Source organism: Pseudomonas sp. LBUM1661, from assembly GCF_059695925.1.
In genome coordinates, this window is the sequence record NZ_CP166794.1 from 732,663 (window position 1) to 748,368 (window position 15,706).

The following is a 15,706-nucleotide window of genomic DNA, read 5'->3' on the forward strand; positions in this document are numbered from 1 at the left end:
TGGCATCCTGTTGGTTAACAAGAGATAGGTCGCAAAGCCATAGCTGAAGATATCGAGGATATGTGCCATCTGTTCCCTATACTGAAAGAAAGACGTAAGCAGCAGGCTGACGCCATGTCTGGCGGCGAGCAACAAATGCCGCCCATTACCAAGGCCATGATGTCCTGTCCGAAGTTTTTGATTTGGGATGAGCCGACAATGGAGATTTAACCGAAAATAAACGAGGCTGTGCCTAGATACCCTTCGATAGATCCTATCGCGTAATACGCCTGTCCCGCTATTGGAATAGAACACAGTGGAAGCCATCCAGATGGCGACCCAGGTGTTTAAGCTTCGCGTAGGGACATCGTTTCCGTGTTGGCGGGGAAAAGCGTGACCGAAGAATCTTTGAAAGACATCTAGCTAAGCTCGTTCAGGAGTTTGGAAAGACACGGATCTCTCTATGCATCACTCACCTTTGCGTTTTCTACTGTCCAAGTAGGGGCGGGCCGCTCATCAGAAGGGCCTATTGCCTTGTGTTCCACCTTTCAATTCAAGCCGCAAGTTCAAGCTGTTTGTCGATGTGAATCTTTCGGGTATGAATCTAATTTGGGTAACTTGAATGGCCGCTTTGGGCTGTTTCTGTCTGTCATCACTGTCTATATTATTGAGTCAAAAGCGGAACTATTTTGAGGGTGTTCAATTCGTAAAGCGTTTTTTGCACCACAATGACACCAGAATGCCTGTGGCAATCGACACCATTGGAATGCTTGAAGCAAGGCTCAGTGTTGGAAACACCAACAATATTTGCGAGTCGTTACCGCCGAGCATCATCGAAGCCCCAATCCCCATCAAAATACCCGCCAACAAATGAACGCCAGCCTTTGATGGGGTAATGGCCTCGAAACGGAACATTTTCCTGTACACGGTAAAACTCAGCATGCCTGCCAGCAACATGAAAAACACAGCAATACGCCGGGCGCTGATTGCCATATCGGCTTGCCAGAACAACTGTGAAACGTTGTAAAAGAACACACTCGGTGTCCATAACGGCTCGAACGTATAGAGCGCACTCGTCAACGCACCCAGCAGCATGCTGGAGAAAACCAGGTGTTTATTACCATGTATACAGACCAAAAAAATCAGCACCAGCGCCACTACAGCGATCAACAGCCAGTAATGGCGGCTGGAAATTTCCGGCATCAGAATGGTCTTCTGTTCGGGCATCATGCGCATGTAATACCAGAGCACGATCCCCAAGACCCAGCCGAACATTGTGAACAGTTTATTGAAATTGCCACAGGCAAACCTGGTCAGCGTACCTACGCTGCAACCGTTGTTCACCACCGATGCCACCCCGAACAACAAGCCTCCCAAAACCAGTAAAGGATAGGAAATACCCGGCGAGTACAGTGGCAGGCTGACCTCGGAGAAACGATAGAGCGGGGCCAGCAGCAACCCGAACAATCCACAAGATGTCAGTGCTACAAACAACGTCGGGCGCCCCGCCAGCAATTGTTCGCTCGCTTTGACAAGGCACATGCCCATGCGCTGCGAAACCCAGCCAATCAGGAACGCTAATACCAACGCCATCAATAAAGAGAAAACCATGTTCGTGCGCCACCGCTGATTTGGACCGGGCCTTACCAAGCATTAGCGTAGCCCTCGATCAGGCTACCTGTGTATCGGGCACAGTTGAAAGCTGACGGTCGCTTTGTATCGCCCTCTGGTTTCGTAGAGATTGAATGACTGCGCCTGGCCGATTGCAACCCTTCGTCAGAGGCAGCAATCGACCCTGAGCGACCGTCACTTCAAGCAAAGATGAATTGATGATGGGCAAACAGGTAGTACAGCATCGGAGCCACGATGGTGTGAATTTCGTCGGTGTTATGATCCGATCGTGTGTTTCTTGCCAAGAGATTGCCCATGGATCGCTTGTCTACCTTGTTGTCGCAGTTCGGCGTGCGCGCAAACCTGTTTTTCAACGGCAAACAGTGCGGCTTGGCGTCTTACGACGGCGCTGAAGGACGTGGCTATATCCACCTACTACAGGCTGGCAGTGTTAATTTACTGGGAGCCGATGGAGGGGGGGTACTGCTGACCCGGCCCAGCCTGATTTTTATGCCGCGTCCCAGCCGGCATCAACTGTTTGCCGGTGAGTCCGAGGGCGCTCAGTTGTTGTGTGCATCGATGGAGTTTGGGGGGGGGGCGATAACCCGCTGTCGGCTTCATTACCCGACTGTCTGGTGCTTTCCCTGGATGACCTGCCAATGCTGGCCGATACGCTGAAATGGATGTTCCGCGAGGCGGCGGGCTCGCATTGTGGTAAGGAGGCAGCGCTGGAACGGTTGTTCGAACTGCTGGTCATCCTGTTGTTTCGACATCTACTTGATCACCGCCAGTTGCATACTGGGATGATGGCTGGACTGGCTGACCCGAGGTTGTCGCGCTCTCTTTCGCAGATTCACAACGCACCTCATCTTGCTTGGTCAATTGCGGGACTGGCGAGCGAATCGAACATGTCTCGCGCGGCTTACGCAGTGCATTTCCGGGCTGTTATCGGGCAGACGCCCGCCGATTATCTGTTGAGTTGGCGTATCAGTCTGGCGCAGAAGCGTCTTCGTGAAGGCCGGTCGATTACACTGATCGCCGCCGAAGTCGGTTATGAAAGTCCCTCGGCACTTGCACGCGCGTTTCGACGCAAGACTGGCTACAGTCCTCAGGAATGGATTAAAGACTTGGCAGGCGGAGAAAATCGGGCATTGACCTGAACGTATCGAACTGCTTCAGGCCATTCCGTGGGCAGTCATCGGCTCAACGGCGTTCTATCGCCGTCAGAGAATGGCCGGCCACAAATATCGAGGCGGCAAGTAACCCGATGTCTTTGAGTAAAAACTGGCCTGGAACGACTGAAATAGCGGGAAAACCGAGGCCGGGCTCGATCACGCCGGGGGTCGAGAACATGAAGCTCAATGTGGTGAAAAACAGCCCGGCAGACAGCGCGCCACCTATCAAAGAAAGCTTCGGTGAGAGCAAGCGACCTGCAATCAGCGTACCGATCGAGACCTCCAGGACGCCAAGCAGATTAGAGAAGGTGTCGACACTGAAAATGTTGTAAACCCAACCCACGAAAGGGCTGTTGCTCACCAGAGGAACCAGCCCGAGCGCTTCGTAGTGCGTGAACTTCATCCCGCCGAACCAGAAGTAAATGACGGATAGCGCAAAATAGGCTCCATAGATACCAAGCGCCATGGTTTTTAACCCAAGCGTTGAACGGGGTTGGGCGCTGTTGGTTTCGTGGGTCTCGATTCCGAAGGTTTTCATGATCAATGCTTCCAAGAGTGTGGTGAGGAACGCTAATCAGCAACCCTGCGCGGTGTGCGATTGGAGTAGAGACAGTGTCGCCTTTGCTTTCACGCTCGTGGCGTTTGAACGTATTGCGTTCGGTGCAGATCGTCTTGACTCATCCAGGTCTAAAACGATCGCTGTGTTGTAAAGCGTCACCATTAAAACGGCCTTGGCACTTTGAGAGCGTTGCGGTATGCGCCCCCAATCGCCCGCCTCAGGGTTGCACTGATGGCTAAAGCGGATTTCTACCTGTAGCGACTGACTAAAATCGATCCATAGCTGTCGGTCAGCAAGGGCGGAACTCAGCAAAATCTGTCGCTGGCGATAATGCGCAAATAGAACCACAAGTTGACGCAAACATGTGTCTACGCAATCAGGGATGATAAAAATGAAGTAAACGGTGGCGGAGACTGCAAATGTGCCATCGGCCTAAGCCCGCTTATGTTCCACATCATAGGTATGGATATGTCACTTTGACTCAGGAGTTCCAAAATCTAGCTTTTGACATAGGTGGCTACCGACTTGCGAATCTGTTCCCTCGCTTCATCTGCGCTCCCCCAGCGGCCCATCTTCACCCACTTGCCCGGCTCCAACACTCTGGAGTTTTCGAAATAATGCTGGATCTGGGCGAGCAGTAGTACGGGAAGGTCTTCCCATTCCTTCACGTTGCTGTACAAGGCGCTAAGCTTCTCGTGCGGGACCGCTATTATATTGGCTCCCGGGCCGGTTTCGTTCGTTGTGTACATAACACCAACTGGTCGACTGCGAACAACAACGCCAAGCGATACTGGGTAAGGGCAAATCACCAGTACGTCCAGAGGATCGCCATCATCACATAGCGTATTTGGAATAAATCCGTAGTACGCCGGATAGAGCGTTGCTGTACTGAGGAAGCGTTCGACGAAAATCTGCCCACTTAGTTTATCCACCTCGTAATTAACTGGAGAATGGTTTGCAGGGATATCGATGACCGTAAAAAAATCATCGGGAATTTCGTGACCTGCTGAAAAATCTTCATAACTCATATTCGTACTCCAATGACTTAAGAAGACTACCCATTAATCCCATTCAGTTTGCAATACTCCTCCCACTCCATTTCTACCATTTCTGCCACCTCTCGATGAAACTCCAGGGTCAAATTTTTCAGTTCTTCGGGCGACTCTGAAATCAATGTAAGCGTTAGCTCCCATACCTCGATCCCCAGCCGCATGGCCTCTTGTTCAAAGGCCGACTCGATGCAGAATTTTTTATCGTCCGGACTCAGTCCTTGGACGGCGTCGTTGAGTGATGAGTCGCCATTGAAGAACTTCGACAGCGCTAATTCTCTTCGCAAGTCATCCGAGTTCATCAGCTACTCCGGCCCTGTGAGTCGTCTGGGCATTTTCTTCCCAGTGTGAGGACGCCTTTGCCACGGTCATGCAATCTGCGGCTCATCGAACCAACCGCGGATCGTTTGGTAAAAAAACAGATGCATTGTGTCCCACCAACGTTTCCACCAAACACCCGGTTCACCGTCTTCAAGTGCTACCAGTGGTAGGCTGCCCAGTTTTTGCTCAGCATCGTACAGATCCAGTCTTCCAACGACGGTGCCAGCAGAGATAGGCGCTTCAAGTGGTCCGTCAATCTCCAGACGTGTCTCTACTTCACGATTTTCATTCTTGGGTAATGTGAGGGTCATATCGTCCAACAATCCCAAGGCGATCAATCGTTCTTTACCCTTCCAGAGTGCAGACCACGTGAGTATTTCCCCTGCTTTTTTGTAGGTTTGGGTGTCGTAGAAGCGAAAACCATAGCCCATGAGCTTTTCCGTCTCTGCCGTGCGTTTATGCGCGCTGCTGGCGCCAAATATCACACTTATCAAGCGTCGCCCAGCTCGGTGCGACGAAGCCACCATGCAATAACCAGCGGCCTCAGTATGGCCAGTCTTCAATCCGTCAAAGCTTGAGTCGCGCCATAAAAGTAGATTGCGGTTGGCTTGTCGAATGCCGTTCCAAGAAAAGTGTTTTTTGGAGTAAAGCGCGTAAGAGTTAGCCTCTTGGCTGATGATTGCCCGCGCCAACAAAGCCATATCGCGGGCAGATGAATAATGCTCTGGGTCAGGCAGCCCGGTGGAATTCACAAAGTGCGTGTTACTCATGCCGAATACAGATGCAGTCGAATTCATCATCCCGACGAAGGCGCCCTCACTTCCAGCCACATGTTCGGCGAGTGCAACGCTTGCGTCGTTACCAGAGTCAATGATCACACCGCTCAGCAAGTCGTGAACAGAAACCGAACTGCCCGGGTCGAGAAACATTCGTGAGCCACCCGTGCGCCAGGCGTTTTCGCTAATAGAGACGCTGTCATCATCTTTCATGCGCCCGGCCTTGATCTCACGTGTGGCGACAAACGCCGTCATCATTTTTGTCAGGCTTGCAGGAGGTAGTCGCTTATCGCTGTTGTGACTGGTAATGACGCTTCCCGTAGCCGCGTCGATCAGAATCCAGGCTTTAGCCCCGAGCTTTGGCGCGGCGGGGATCATCGCTCTTGGCGCGTTAGTTTCAGCCAGCGCATGGTTAGCGAAGACTACATGCATCGTTAGACAGAACACGGTTAGCACAAGCGGGGACAACAGGTATTTCACAAGGAAGAGGCCCTAGATCAACATAAAGTGGTGTCAAGCTAGCCCTCAGGGCGTCGAGCCTCAAAATTAAGCTGGATTAAGTTAAATTTAATGTGCAGGTATCGATAGATCCGCAAATCAACCGGAAACCGTCGGGCAGATAATCAAGACACGGGTACCGCTATGCATAGCGGCAGGCTGAATATCCAACGTATAGCCGTGCAATTTCACGATGGCCGCGACCAGGGATAATCCGAGGCCATGGCCGGGTTGCATTCTGCTAGCGTCCCCTCGGTAGAGCCTGCGAATGACGTGTGTACGGTCTGTCTCGGGTATGCCAGTGCCATCGTCAGCAACTTCAACGATGACCGTTGAATCCTTGATACTTCCCCGCAATTTGATGTGCCCTCCCTCCGGGGTGAATTTGATGGCGTTATCGAGCAGGTTGACCAAGGCTTCAAACATCAACGAAGAGTCGCCATACAGTTGAGGCAGGTTATTGGTAATTTCCAGAGAGAGCGTCTGAGAGCGGTCGAGTGCCAAAGGCTCATAAAATTCATGCGCTTGCTGTAACAGCGCCATAATTTTGAAAGGTGCAAATGCCGAGCGGCGACGAATGTCGTCGAGTTCAGCAACCCGAAGCAATCCTTGAAAACGCACCATGATCGATTCGCTTTCCTCAAGGGCTTGGTTCAAAATTTGCTCGTGATCGTTGTCTATAGGCAGTTGCTGGAGCTGATAAAGCCTTGCACGCAGCCGAGTTAGTGGCGTACGCAAATCGTGAGCGACACCATCACAAACACTTTTGACCTCATGCATCAGTTGCTCGATATGATCGAGCATCGTATTCACGGCATTTGCCAGCATATCCAATTCATCGCGACGGGCGGATAAGGGTAAACGCTCCGACAAGTTGCCTGAAACGATGCTCTCGGTACAAAGCTGTAGGCGTTTGACACGGCGTAAGGGCAGACGCCGCAACAAGTGCCAACCAATCAATCCGGGGATGAGTGTTAACGAAAGTCCCCACATCAATGCCTGCTCGATAATCCCGCCAACGGCCAAGATCGAGCCACCGTCACGCGCCAGAATAAGAATATGCCCGTCAGGGCGGCGTGCTAACAGGGCATAACTGCTTCTGGTTTCTTTGTCAGGTAACGCAATGCTCAGTCCGCGCTCAAGATAATGAACCTTGCCATCATCGGGCAAACTGGAGCGCAGTTTGAGCAGGTCTCCTGCAACGTGTTGTCCGTCGGAAGTGAACAATCCGTAAGCATCGATCCCGGGCGTTGAGTAGGCTTCACTGGCAGCCAGTTCTTTCACCAGTTTTTTGTCATCGATTTTTTGATAGTAGTGGGCACGCTGCAATAATGTCCGCTCTGCAACGGTGCCCAGGTAGTGGGAGATTTCCCAGTACAACACGCCGGTGAAGAGTGCCCCCCAAACCACAAAAAATATGGCGTAGAACCCGATCAATCGACTACCGGATGAGCGCCACTCCTCAGTTTTTGGTAGCAAGGACATAGCCGGCACCGCGTATTGTATGAATGACGGGTGTGCCTTCGTCGCCTTCAAGCTTTTTGCGCAGCCGACCAATGTGAACATCGATGATGTTCGTCCCAGGATCGAAGTGATAACCCCAGACCTCTTCAAACAGCATGGTCCGAGTGACCAACTGGCCGGCACTGCGCATCAGGTAATTGAGCAGCTTGAACTCGGTCGGTAGCAGCAGAATGTGTTCATCATTTCGAGTCAGTTTGTGTTCGACCAGATCCAATCGCAGGTTTCCGCAACAAAGTTGCGGATGGCCTGCGTCTACACTGGTGCGCCTAAGCAATGCGTCAAGACGCGCAACCATCTCGATAGCAGAAAAGGGTTTGGTCAGATAATCATCGCCGCCCGCACGCAGACCCTGAACGCGCTCATCGACGTCTGAAAGTGCACTGATCATCAGGACAGGTGTTTGAATCCCAAGACTACGCAACGTACTGACAATGGTTAGGCCATCAAAATCGGGAAGCATTCGATCCAGGGTAATGGCGTCATAACCTCCCGCAATCGCCAGTGCTAATCCGTCGCGTCCAGTTGCGGCCCATTTCGCACTGAAACCATGGCGTTGGAGTTCAGTGATGATGACTTCCGCCGTCACCTTGTCGTCCTCTATGACCAATGCGCAATTCATACCTTCCTCCGCTTCAGCCTGCTCTTAGCGCTTGCGACTCAATGCCGCCTTGGCAGGTCCACCTTAGTGACCAGCGCAGCGGCCGAAGATTAAATTTTCTTAACCCACCTTAACCTTGATGCATGCCAAAGCACCGATATATTCGAAAACTGATGCGCTCCGCACCGAGAGGAGGGAAAACATGACCCCTTATTTGGCGTTCTTTTTGTTAGCCTTTGGTTTGATGTGTACCTACGCAAGTTGGGTCACTGCATGAAGCATTCAGGTGTACCTGATGTAGATCTGGGGCTATCAACCAGCCTCTTGCAACCAACGAATTCATGCTGATGTCAATTGTATAAGGATGCGGATCAATGCTCGGTTTCAGCCTTTGGAGCCCCCTATGACTCGGCAAAAAGAGTTTTTAGCAAAAGCGTTGGAAATACATCATGAGTACCAACAGGCGACAGCTGTCATCCACGCCATGATGAGTAAAAACATGGCCGTAGGTTCCGAGTGGGATGCTGCTGTCGCCAGGCAGCTCGCAGCTCTTGACACTTGGATGGAGCTTCCTAGAGGTTACGGAGACTTCCAGGCTGTCGACTGACCTTCATTTCAATAGATTTCCAGATCATGGCGTCTACCACAGGTGTGCAGTTCCAGGGGGGAGTGGGCGCGCTGAGTCTGCGCTTCGTGCGATATACGTCCCATTCACCTGATTCACTAAAGGAGTCGCAACGGGGCCCCGCAACTAGTCGACCTATTTCTCCCGCTTGAGGTATCTTGCTACGCCACAGACGCTCGAATCGTTTGCGCGAATTGGAGAGGTTGGCTTTGTCTATCGGTGAGCAAAAACTTGGGAGGGGAATGGACGAAATATTTGTCGTGCAAAAACGTCCATTGCTTACGGACGATGGGCCTGTTTATCGAGACGCGGCGAACAATTCCAACACGGATTTTTATTACCGGATCGTCAACACGGTTACGGGTATCTTCGTCAGTGAAAAGTACCTAGTGTGTGAAGAAGCAGAGACCGTATGCCAAAGTTTAAATCTGATGGGGCGCGATGACCTTTCTCGTGATCCGTCCTAACCTTTGGTCGCTGGCAAAATGCGCTCATAAATGTCGATAGGCGTTTTTTCAGTCTGCCAAGTCGTTTACCTGTCTTTCCAAATCCGAATTCGGATATCCAGGCATTAGCCCGTCTCGCAACTCCACATCTGTATGAAAGGCTGGCTGTTGGTCGGTATTCCAACCCACCGGCTCATGAAGTTGCACGCCCCATTAATGCACAATTGGTAGTCTCCAGCCTCCGGAGTACGCCCCAAGCGCAGAGGTTGCAGCGGTGGCAGCTGACGTTGGTAGTGCCAACTGCCATTTTCCAGTCGGGCGTCCTCAGGAACTTCCATTCCCGCACCATTGCCCCGGATTCTGGCTTCCTTCAACACAAGGCCTTGCTTGGTGACGCGGTAGTCCTCCTCCCAACGGATCTTCTCGATAGTGTGGTCCCACGCCAGCGTGAACTGCGAAATGGGCAACTGCGCCCAGACGACGCCAGCGAGACCCAGACACAATCCAATCATGCGTTAGCCGTCCCGACCTGCTTCGACCGCCACACGTGTTGAAGGATCACCAGCAGCCCAAGTGCAAAGCCAATTTCATCGGTCAGCGGCAACGCCACGATTAACAATGCTCCCGCGCCAACACTCAACAAGCGTTCCCATAGCGCCATTTTTTGTTGCAGGTATCCCGTTGATGCCATTCCCCAGAGACCGACCGCCAACGTTGTCTTGATCAACATGTAGGCAGTCATCCATAAATTGCCACCTTGCAACATGAGCGCCGGGTTGTAGACGGCCATGAACGGAATGATGAACCCAGCGAGCGCAATACGGACCGCCCATAAACTGATCTTGAATCCGGTCTCCTTCGCAATCGGTGCTGCGGCAAAGCAGGCGAGGGCCACCGGTGGCGTTAGGTCGGCTAGGATGCCGAAATAGAACACGAACATGTGTGACACGATCAGGGGCACACCCAGTTCCAACAGTGCAGGTGCTGCGATTGAACTGGTGATGATGTAGTTGGGGATGGTCGGAATGCCCATGCCCAGCACCAGGCAGGTGATCATCGTCAGCACCAGTGAAAGCAGCAGGTTGTCCCGGCCAATGGCCAAAATGTAACCCGCAAAGGTTGAGGCGACGCCTGTCAGTGACACTACGCCGATGATGATGCCCACCAGCGCACAAGCAATCCCCACCGGTACTGCATGTCGCGCACCTTCGACCAGCGCATGCAGGCAGATCGTCAGCGTTTCCCGGCCACCTTTTATGAATCCGCACACCAATACCAGCACCGCGATGACTAAAAAGATAACGCCGATTCCCAGCTGGAAGAATCCGGTGCACAGAACTCCGAGGGCGATCCAAAACGCACAACGCAAGCCAAAATTGTGCACTCTGAGAATGATCGCCGAGCCGAGAATGACGATGGCCGTCAGTGCCAGCCCCACCATGCCGGAGAACAGGGGCGTGCGACCGGAAAACAGCAGGTAAACCAGAACCAAGAGAGGAGTCAGCAGGTACCAGCTCTTCTTTACCGCGCCCAGTGCACTGGGGCATTGGTCCTTGGGCAGGCCTTTGAGGTTCGAGCGCTTGGCTTCCAGATGTACCATCCAGAACACGGATCCGAAGTAAAGAATAGCGGGAATCAACGCTGCCTTGGCAATCTCCACGAACGGCACGTTGATAGTTTCAGCCATGATAAAGGCGACGGCCCCCATCACGGGCGGCATCAACTGGCTGCCCATGCTGGAGGTCGCTTCGACCCCGCCGGCAAACGCCGCTCGGTAACCGAAACGCTTCATCAACGGGATAGTGAATTGCCCTGTCGTCACGACGTTGGCAATCCCGGAACCGGTTATGGTCCCCATCAGTGCCGACGAGGCGACTGCGACTTTGGCCGGACCGCCCAGCTTGTGACCGAACAACCCCATGGCGAAATCTGTGAACAACTTGATCATGCCAGCCTGTTCCAAAAAGGCACCGAACAGGATGAACAGGAAAATGTAGGTGGCCGACACGTAGGTTGGTGTTCCGTACAACCCTTCTGTACCAAATGAGAGTTGGTTGATGATCTGGTCAAATCCATATCCCCGGTGTGCCAAGTCGCCGGGCAGATATTCGCCTAACAAGCCATAAGCCAAGAACAGGCCGCAGATGATTGGAAGCGCAATTCCCATTACCCGTCGGGCGGCTTCGAACACCAGTGCGATCAGCACAAGCCCAATCACTGTGTCTGCTGTCGTCAGATCGCCGGAGCGCTGAATCAGGTCAGCCTCGAACACCCACTGATACAAGGCCGTGGCAATCCCAGCCAGACTGAGTACCCAAGCCTGCGGTTGCCAGGGACGATCCTTGCCGTAAGCGGGGTAGCTCAGAAAAACTACCCAAAGCAAAAAACCGACGTGTACGGCGCGTAAAACCTGACTTGAGATGGGTGCAAACGCTGCGGTGACAATCTGAAAGATCGAGAACAGCAACGCCACGTAAAACAGGGTTTTTGGCCAGTCTCGCGGATTTGCAGAGATGCCCTGATGATCTTCACTCATTAGCTGCCTGCCTCATGACCACATTGAAAAGAGCGAAAGAAGGCGTAGCGGTCCTGCCGCCACGCCTTGTGTCATTACAACGCGCCCTTTTCCTTGTAGTAGCGTTCCGCGCCCGAGTGCAGTGCTATCGGCAGGTTTTTAGCTGCATTTTCCAGCTTGATGTCCTTGGCCGCTGAATGAGAGTTGCCCAAGCGAGTCAGGTTTTCGAACAACAGCTTAGTCATTTCATAAGCCACTTCATCGGATACATCGGCACGCGTTACCAGAATATTGGTGATCGCAACCGTAGGTACCGCTTCAGGTTGCCCATCATAGGTATTGGCCGGAATCATCGCGCCCTGATAGGCGGGGTTGCCGATTTTTGCGACCACCTCAGTCGGGATTGCAACGTAGTTCAACGGCATGACAGAGGACAAATCGCGAATAGCCGCCATGCCCAACCCGGAAGATTGCAGGGTGGCATCCAACTGCCGGTTCTTGATCAATTCGACCGATTCGGCAAAGGGCAGGTATTGCACTTTACCCATGTCTTCATAGGTCAGGCCTGCGGCTTTGAAGATCGCTCGCGCGTTCAGTTCAGTGCCTGACTTTGGCGCTCCTACGGAGATGGTCTTGCCTTTAAGGTCCGCCAGAGTTTTGATTCCTGACTCTTTGCTGGCCACTATTTGAATGTAGTTAGGGTAAGCACCCGCGATGGCGCGCAATTTGGTTAACGGCGCACTGAAACCGGCGTCTTCCACGCCGTTCTTCGCATCGGCTACGGAGTCCCCCAGTGCGAGTGCCAACTCTCCACGACCTGCTTGCAACAGGTTCAAATTTTCCACCGAAGCTTTTGTGGCCTGAACCGAAGTCTTCACGCCTGGGATGCCGTCGTTATAGATCTGTGACAGGCCAACACCAATTGGGTAGTAAACCCCACTGGTTCCCCCCGTTAGAATGTTGATGAATACTGGAGCGGCCTGAACTGCGGTGGTGACAGCCAACGTAGCGGCGGCTAACAGGGCAAAGCGGCTTATTACTCGCATGGGAAATCTCCGTCTTGTTTTTGTCTGTATGCAGAGTGATTCCACTGTAGTTGATTCAGGCGCGGACAGCGGTGGATTGAGCCAATCTCGGCGGTGGAAGTCCTGATAAAGGCTTGCAGTGACGGGATGGTTCTCCGCATTGGCGCTAGAGCCGTTGGACGACAGCGCATATCCGGTTAGTCTTGCCAGCACCACAGTCCTGAAACTCAATGGGAATTCGCTCGGGTGATCAAACCGATAGTGCTACTGCGCCGCCGCTTCGCCTCCATACGCTGGCGCACACGCGTGACGCTTTGGGCGGCTGCGACCCTGGCGGGCCTACTTGTCGTGATGTTTGCTCGGTTGGCTGATCTGGCACTGACGCAATTTGCGCAACAGACTGCCGAACGGCCCTGGTTGCCGTTTATTTACACACCCTTGGTCGGCATGTTGGTAGTGTGGTTGACCACTCGTTTTTTTGTCGGCTCCCAAGGCAGCGGCATTCCCCAGGTGATTGCCGCCACGCGCCTGGCTCATCAGGGCAAACCCGTCGACAAACTGGTGTCGCTGCGCATTGCCTTTGCCAAGATAGGACTTGGCACACTGGCGCTGACCGGTGGTTTTTCCGCAGGACGCGAGGGGCCGTCGGTACAAGTCGCTGCTTCGATCATGCATTTCTTTCACCGCTATCTGCCCAATGCGCGAATCATCCGCAGCGAGGACCTTATTCTGGCCGGAGGGGCGGCAGGCATCGCGGCAGCCTTCAATACACCACTGGCCGGTGTGGCGTTTGCCGTCGAAGAGCTGGGGCGCAAACTTGAGACCCGCACCAGCGGAGTCTTGCTCAGCACGATCATCCTGTCGGGGATGGTCGCCATCGCTTTGCAGGGCAACTACAATTATTTCGGTCACTTCGACATACACGAAATCGGCCTGGATATCATTGCCCCGGTGCTGGTGATCGGAATTGGCTGCGGGCTGCTGGGCGGCCTGTTTAGTCGGATGTTGCTGTGGCCCCAGCGCCATCATCGATTCGTCCTCTGGGAATGGCGGCGCACGCATCCTGTATGGTTCGCCGGCGCGTGTGGAATGATCGTGGCAATACTGGGCTGGTTGAGTGGCGGTATGTCATTTGGCAGCGGCTACGGGATCACGTCGCAGATCATCGTGTCCGATGTCGGCCTGCCATGGCACGCACCGATCACGCGTTTTCTTGCGACGGTAGTGACTTACTTCTCCGGTATCCCGGGCGGCATTTTTGCCCCGTCCCTGGCAGTCGGCGCCGCTGTAGGAGCCAACGTCGCGGACTTCTTTGGTTTGGCGACGCAGCCTATCATTGCGTTGTGCATGGTCGGTTTTCTGGCCGCAGTAACACAGTCCCCGATCACTTCCGCAATTATCGTGATGGAGATGATCGACAGCCATGGGATGGTGGTCAGCCTCATGGCAGTCGCATTGATTGCTAAAGCGGTCAGCGCACGGATGGGGCCCGAGTTGTATCAGCAGCTGGCTCGTGGCTTTCTGCAATCGCCGGATAATGACGTCACAACCCGAAAGACAAATCCTTAGGGTGTTCTAGTGGACCAGTGTTCGGGCCAGTGCACTGAGCTTCGCCTGGTCTTCCGACAATGTGAGCGCATGTTCCGCTCGTTGGAGCAGTAGACTCATATGTCTGGTACAGGCACTTTTGAAAATATCCGGATTTATCTGCGCCAGACTGATCAGGGCCTTCATCAGTCGGACGTCCACTTCAATCAAGCTCGCACCATCTCTGGCGATGGGAGCGAAAAAATCGTCGAACAGGTCACCGACATCCAGTCCGTGCAGGAAGACTCGCTCGCACCCTGAACCTATTTCCGCCATCTGTTCTGTTGGTTTACCCCAGCAGGTAAGGCTCCTGACCCCGCGTCCCAGTACGTCAATTGCAGTTCCAGGATCATTGACCGCAGGCGACAAGGCTCGTGAGGCGATCTCCGACAGTACCGAAAGCCCGAACCGTGGATCGTGTTCAAAGGTTCGGCGTACGCCAATGGTCAAGGCACCCAGGATTTTTTCAGCGCAGGCCCCCGGATCTCCGATGTGTTCATTGCTTAAAATCACGACCTGGGCCAGACGCATGCCTTCATGCACAAAGCTGCCGGGAAGAATATCGAGATAAATCTGCGTCTCATGCTCTTCAGCAATCGCACCCAACGCATGCACATCGACGTGTTGGACATACCCGGTCTGAAGACTCGTAATGGCTTTCGCTGAGCACGGAACACTCCCATCGGCAGGGTAGGCGACGCCCCCCAGATAAGGCCATTCGACCCGATTTTTTATCGCATGGATGGTGGCCGCTTCGACGCGATCAATGGTTTCACCCACCCGCCCCAATCTCGATAGGTGATCGATCCAACGCAGAAGTGTGTACACGATCAGAATCACCACGCCGATGGTCACTGCAAAAAGCAGAACCCTTCCTTGCGCGCCATAGGCTCCAGTACTTAATGCAATGATTCCCACCAAGCTAAACAGAAATGAACCGATAAACGTGGCGAGGGCATTTTGGGTAGTGCGGTCTTCCATCACCAGTGTGGTGGCGCGAGGTGTTACGCCACTGCTAGCGGCGCCGTAGGCCGTCACCATTGTGCTGAGCGAAAAGGTGGTCACGGCGAGCATGCTGGAGGCGATGATGCCCAAAATCTTGTCAACAGCGTCAGCGCCGATACGCGCTGGCAGTGAGGCGGGAATGTAGTCATTGAAGACAACGGCGAGCAATGCGGTCGCCACACCCAGTACAGAAAATAAACTGGCTCTGAACCAGAGCCGTTTCGTCATCTGATGTAGCAGCCAGCGCCAACGAGCGATCATCTTCAATACCTTTTATAGCGAAGTCACTGGTCCACGATTCAAGTTCGGTCTGCCAATGCAACAACTCGATCACCTTTGATGGAGTGACATTGCCGGCGGAAGGTTCATTGGCGGAGTCATTTGCTTCCCGCTGTTAAGCTACCTATCATCGA

Annotated in this window: 14 protein-coding genes and 1 pseudogene; 4 read left to right on the plus strand and 11 right to left on the minus strand. The window is 53.3% G+C overall.

Annotation, left to right across the window (positions count from 1 at the left end):
• Nucleotides 1-51 precede the first annotated feature (51 nt).
• Entirely contained in the window at nucleotides 52-210 is a 159-nt protein-coding gene (locus ACA057_RS03300; protein ID WP_497349799.1) for an ATP-binding cassette domain-containing protein, read from the plus strand.
• A 468-nt stretch (nucleotides 211-678) separates the two neighbouring features.
• On the opposite strand, the gene ACA057_RS03305 is transcribed toward ACA057_RS03300, so the two are convergent.
• Nucleotides 679-1,590: a YeeE/YedE thiosulfate transporter family protein gene (locus ACA057_RS03305; RefSeq protein WP_497345915.1), complete on the minus strand. Its 912-nt coding sequence runs from the start codon at nucleotides 1,588-1,590 to the stop codon at nucleotides 679-681.
• Nucleotides 1,591-1,905: 315 nt separating this feature from the next.
• Between ACA057_RS03305 and ACA057_RS03310 the strand changes: the two are divergent.
• Nucleotides 1,906-2,750, plus strand: a pseudogene (locus ACA057_RS03310) (AraC family transcriptional regulator).
• 43 nt (nucleotides 2,751-2,793) lie between these two features.
• Here ACA057_RS03310 and ACA057_RS03315 read toward each other — a convergent pair.
• The 6 genes from ACA057_RS03315 to ACA057_RS03340 all read right to left on the minus strand — a co-directional run bounded on the left by ACA057_RS03315 (nucleotide 2,794) and on the right by ACA057_RS03340 (nucleotide 8,111).
• Nucleotides 2,794-3,303: a YkgB family protein gene (locus tag ACA057_RS03315; RefSeq protein ID WP_497345917.1), complete on the minus strand. Its 510-nt coding sequence runs from the start codon at nucleotides 3,301-3,303 to the stop codon at nucleotides 2,794-2,796.
• Nucleotides 3,304-3,821: 518 nt separating this feature from the next.
• A complete protein-coding gene (gene ppa / locus ACA057_RS03320) occupies nucleotides 3,822-4,352 on the minus strand; it encodes an inorganic diphosphatase (RefSeq protein WP_497345919.1) in 531 nt (176 codons plus the stop codon).
• 26 nt (nucleotides 4,353-4,378) lie between these two features.
• A complete protein-coding gene (locus ACA057_RS03325) occupies nucleotides 4,379-4,675 on the minus strand; it encodes a DUF6388 family protein (protein WP_497345921.1) in 297 nt (98 codons plus the stop codon).
• A gap of 66 nt (nucleotides 4,676-4,741) precedes the next feature.
• Nucleotides 4,742-5,950: a D-alanyl-D-alanine carboxypeptidase family protein gene (locus tag ACA057_RS03330; RefSeq protein ID WP_497345923.1), complete on the minus strand. Its 1,209-nt coding sequence runs from the start codon at nucleotides 5,948-5,950 to the stop codon at nucleotides 4,742-4,744.
• Between the two features lie 117 nt (nucleotides 5,951-6,067).
• The gene (locus ACA057_RS03335) at nucleotides 6,068-7,453 is read right to left on the minus strand and encodes a sensor histidine kinase (protein WP_497345925.1); all 1,386 of its coding nucleotides are present in this window, start codon (nucleotides 7,451-7,453) and stop codon (nucleotides 6,068-6,070) included.
• Complete coding sequence (locus ACA057_RS03340) at nucleotides 7,431-8,111, minus strand: response regulator transcription factor (protein WP_214380597.1); 681 nt, start codon at nucleotides 8,109-8,111, stop codon at nucleotides 7,431-7,433. The genes ACA057_RS03335 and ACA057_RS03340 overlap by 23 nt, the downstream gene beginning before the upstream one ends.
• Nucleotides 8,112-8,493: 382 nt before the next feature.
• On the opposite strand from ACA057_RS03340, the gene ACA057_RS03345 reads away from it, so the two are divergent.
• A complete protein-coding gene (locus ACA057_RS03345) occupies nucleotides 8,494-8,697 on the plus strand; it encodes a hypothetical protein (protein WP_214380598.1) in 204 nt (67 codons plus the stop codon).
• 589 nt (nucleotides 8,698-9,286) lie between these two features.
• Here ACA057_RS03345 and ACA057_RS03350 read toward each other — a convergent pair.
• From ACA057_RS03350 to ACA057_RS03360, 3 genes are all read right to left on the minus strand, one after another.
• Nucleotides 9,287-9,673, minus strand: a complete 387-nt coding sequence (locus ACA057_RS03350) for a DUF1850 domain-containing protein (protein ID WP_214380599.1) — start codon at nucleotides 9,671-9,673, stop codon at nucleotides 9,287-9,289.
• Nucleotides 9,670-11,697, minus strand: a complete 2,028-nt coding sequence (locus tag ACA057_RS03355) for a TRAP transporter permease (protein WP_497345928.1) — start codon at nucleotides 11,695-11,697, stop codon at nucleotides 9,670-9,672. The genes ACA057_RS03350 and ACA057_RS03355 overlap by 4 nt, the downstream gene beginning before the upstream one ends.
• Nucleotides 11,698-11,771: 74 nt before the next feature.
• Entirely contained in the window at nucleotides 11,772-12,722 is a 951-nt protein-coding gene (locus ACA057_RS03360) for a TAXI family TRAP transporter solute-binding subunit (protein ID WP_497345930.1), read from the minus strand.
• Nucleotides 12,723-12,947: 225 nt separating this feature from the next.
• Between ACA057_RS03360 and ACA057_RS03365 the strand changes: the two genes are divergently transcribed.
• A complete protein-coding gene (locus tag ACA057_RS03365) occupies nucleotides 12,948-14,270 on the plus strand; it encodes a chloride channel protein (protein WP_497345932.1) in 1,323 nt (440 codons plus the stop codon).
• Between the two features lie 6 nt (nucleotides 14,271-14,276).
• Here the strand turns inward: ACA057_RS03365 and ACA057_RS03370 are convergent, their stop codons facing one another.
• A complete protein-coding gene (locus ACA057_RS03370) occupies nucleotides 14,277-15,554 on the minus strand; it encodes a DUF2254 domain-containing protein (RefSeq protein WP_497345934.1) in 1,278 nt (425 codons plus the stop codon).
• Nucleotides 15,555-15,706 lie beyond the last annotated feature (152 nt).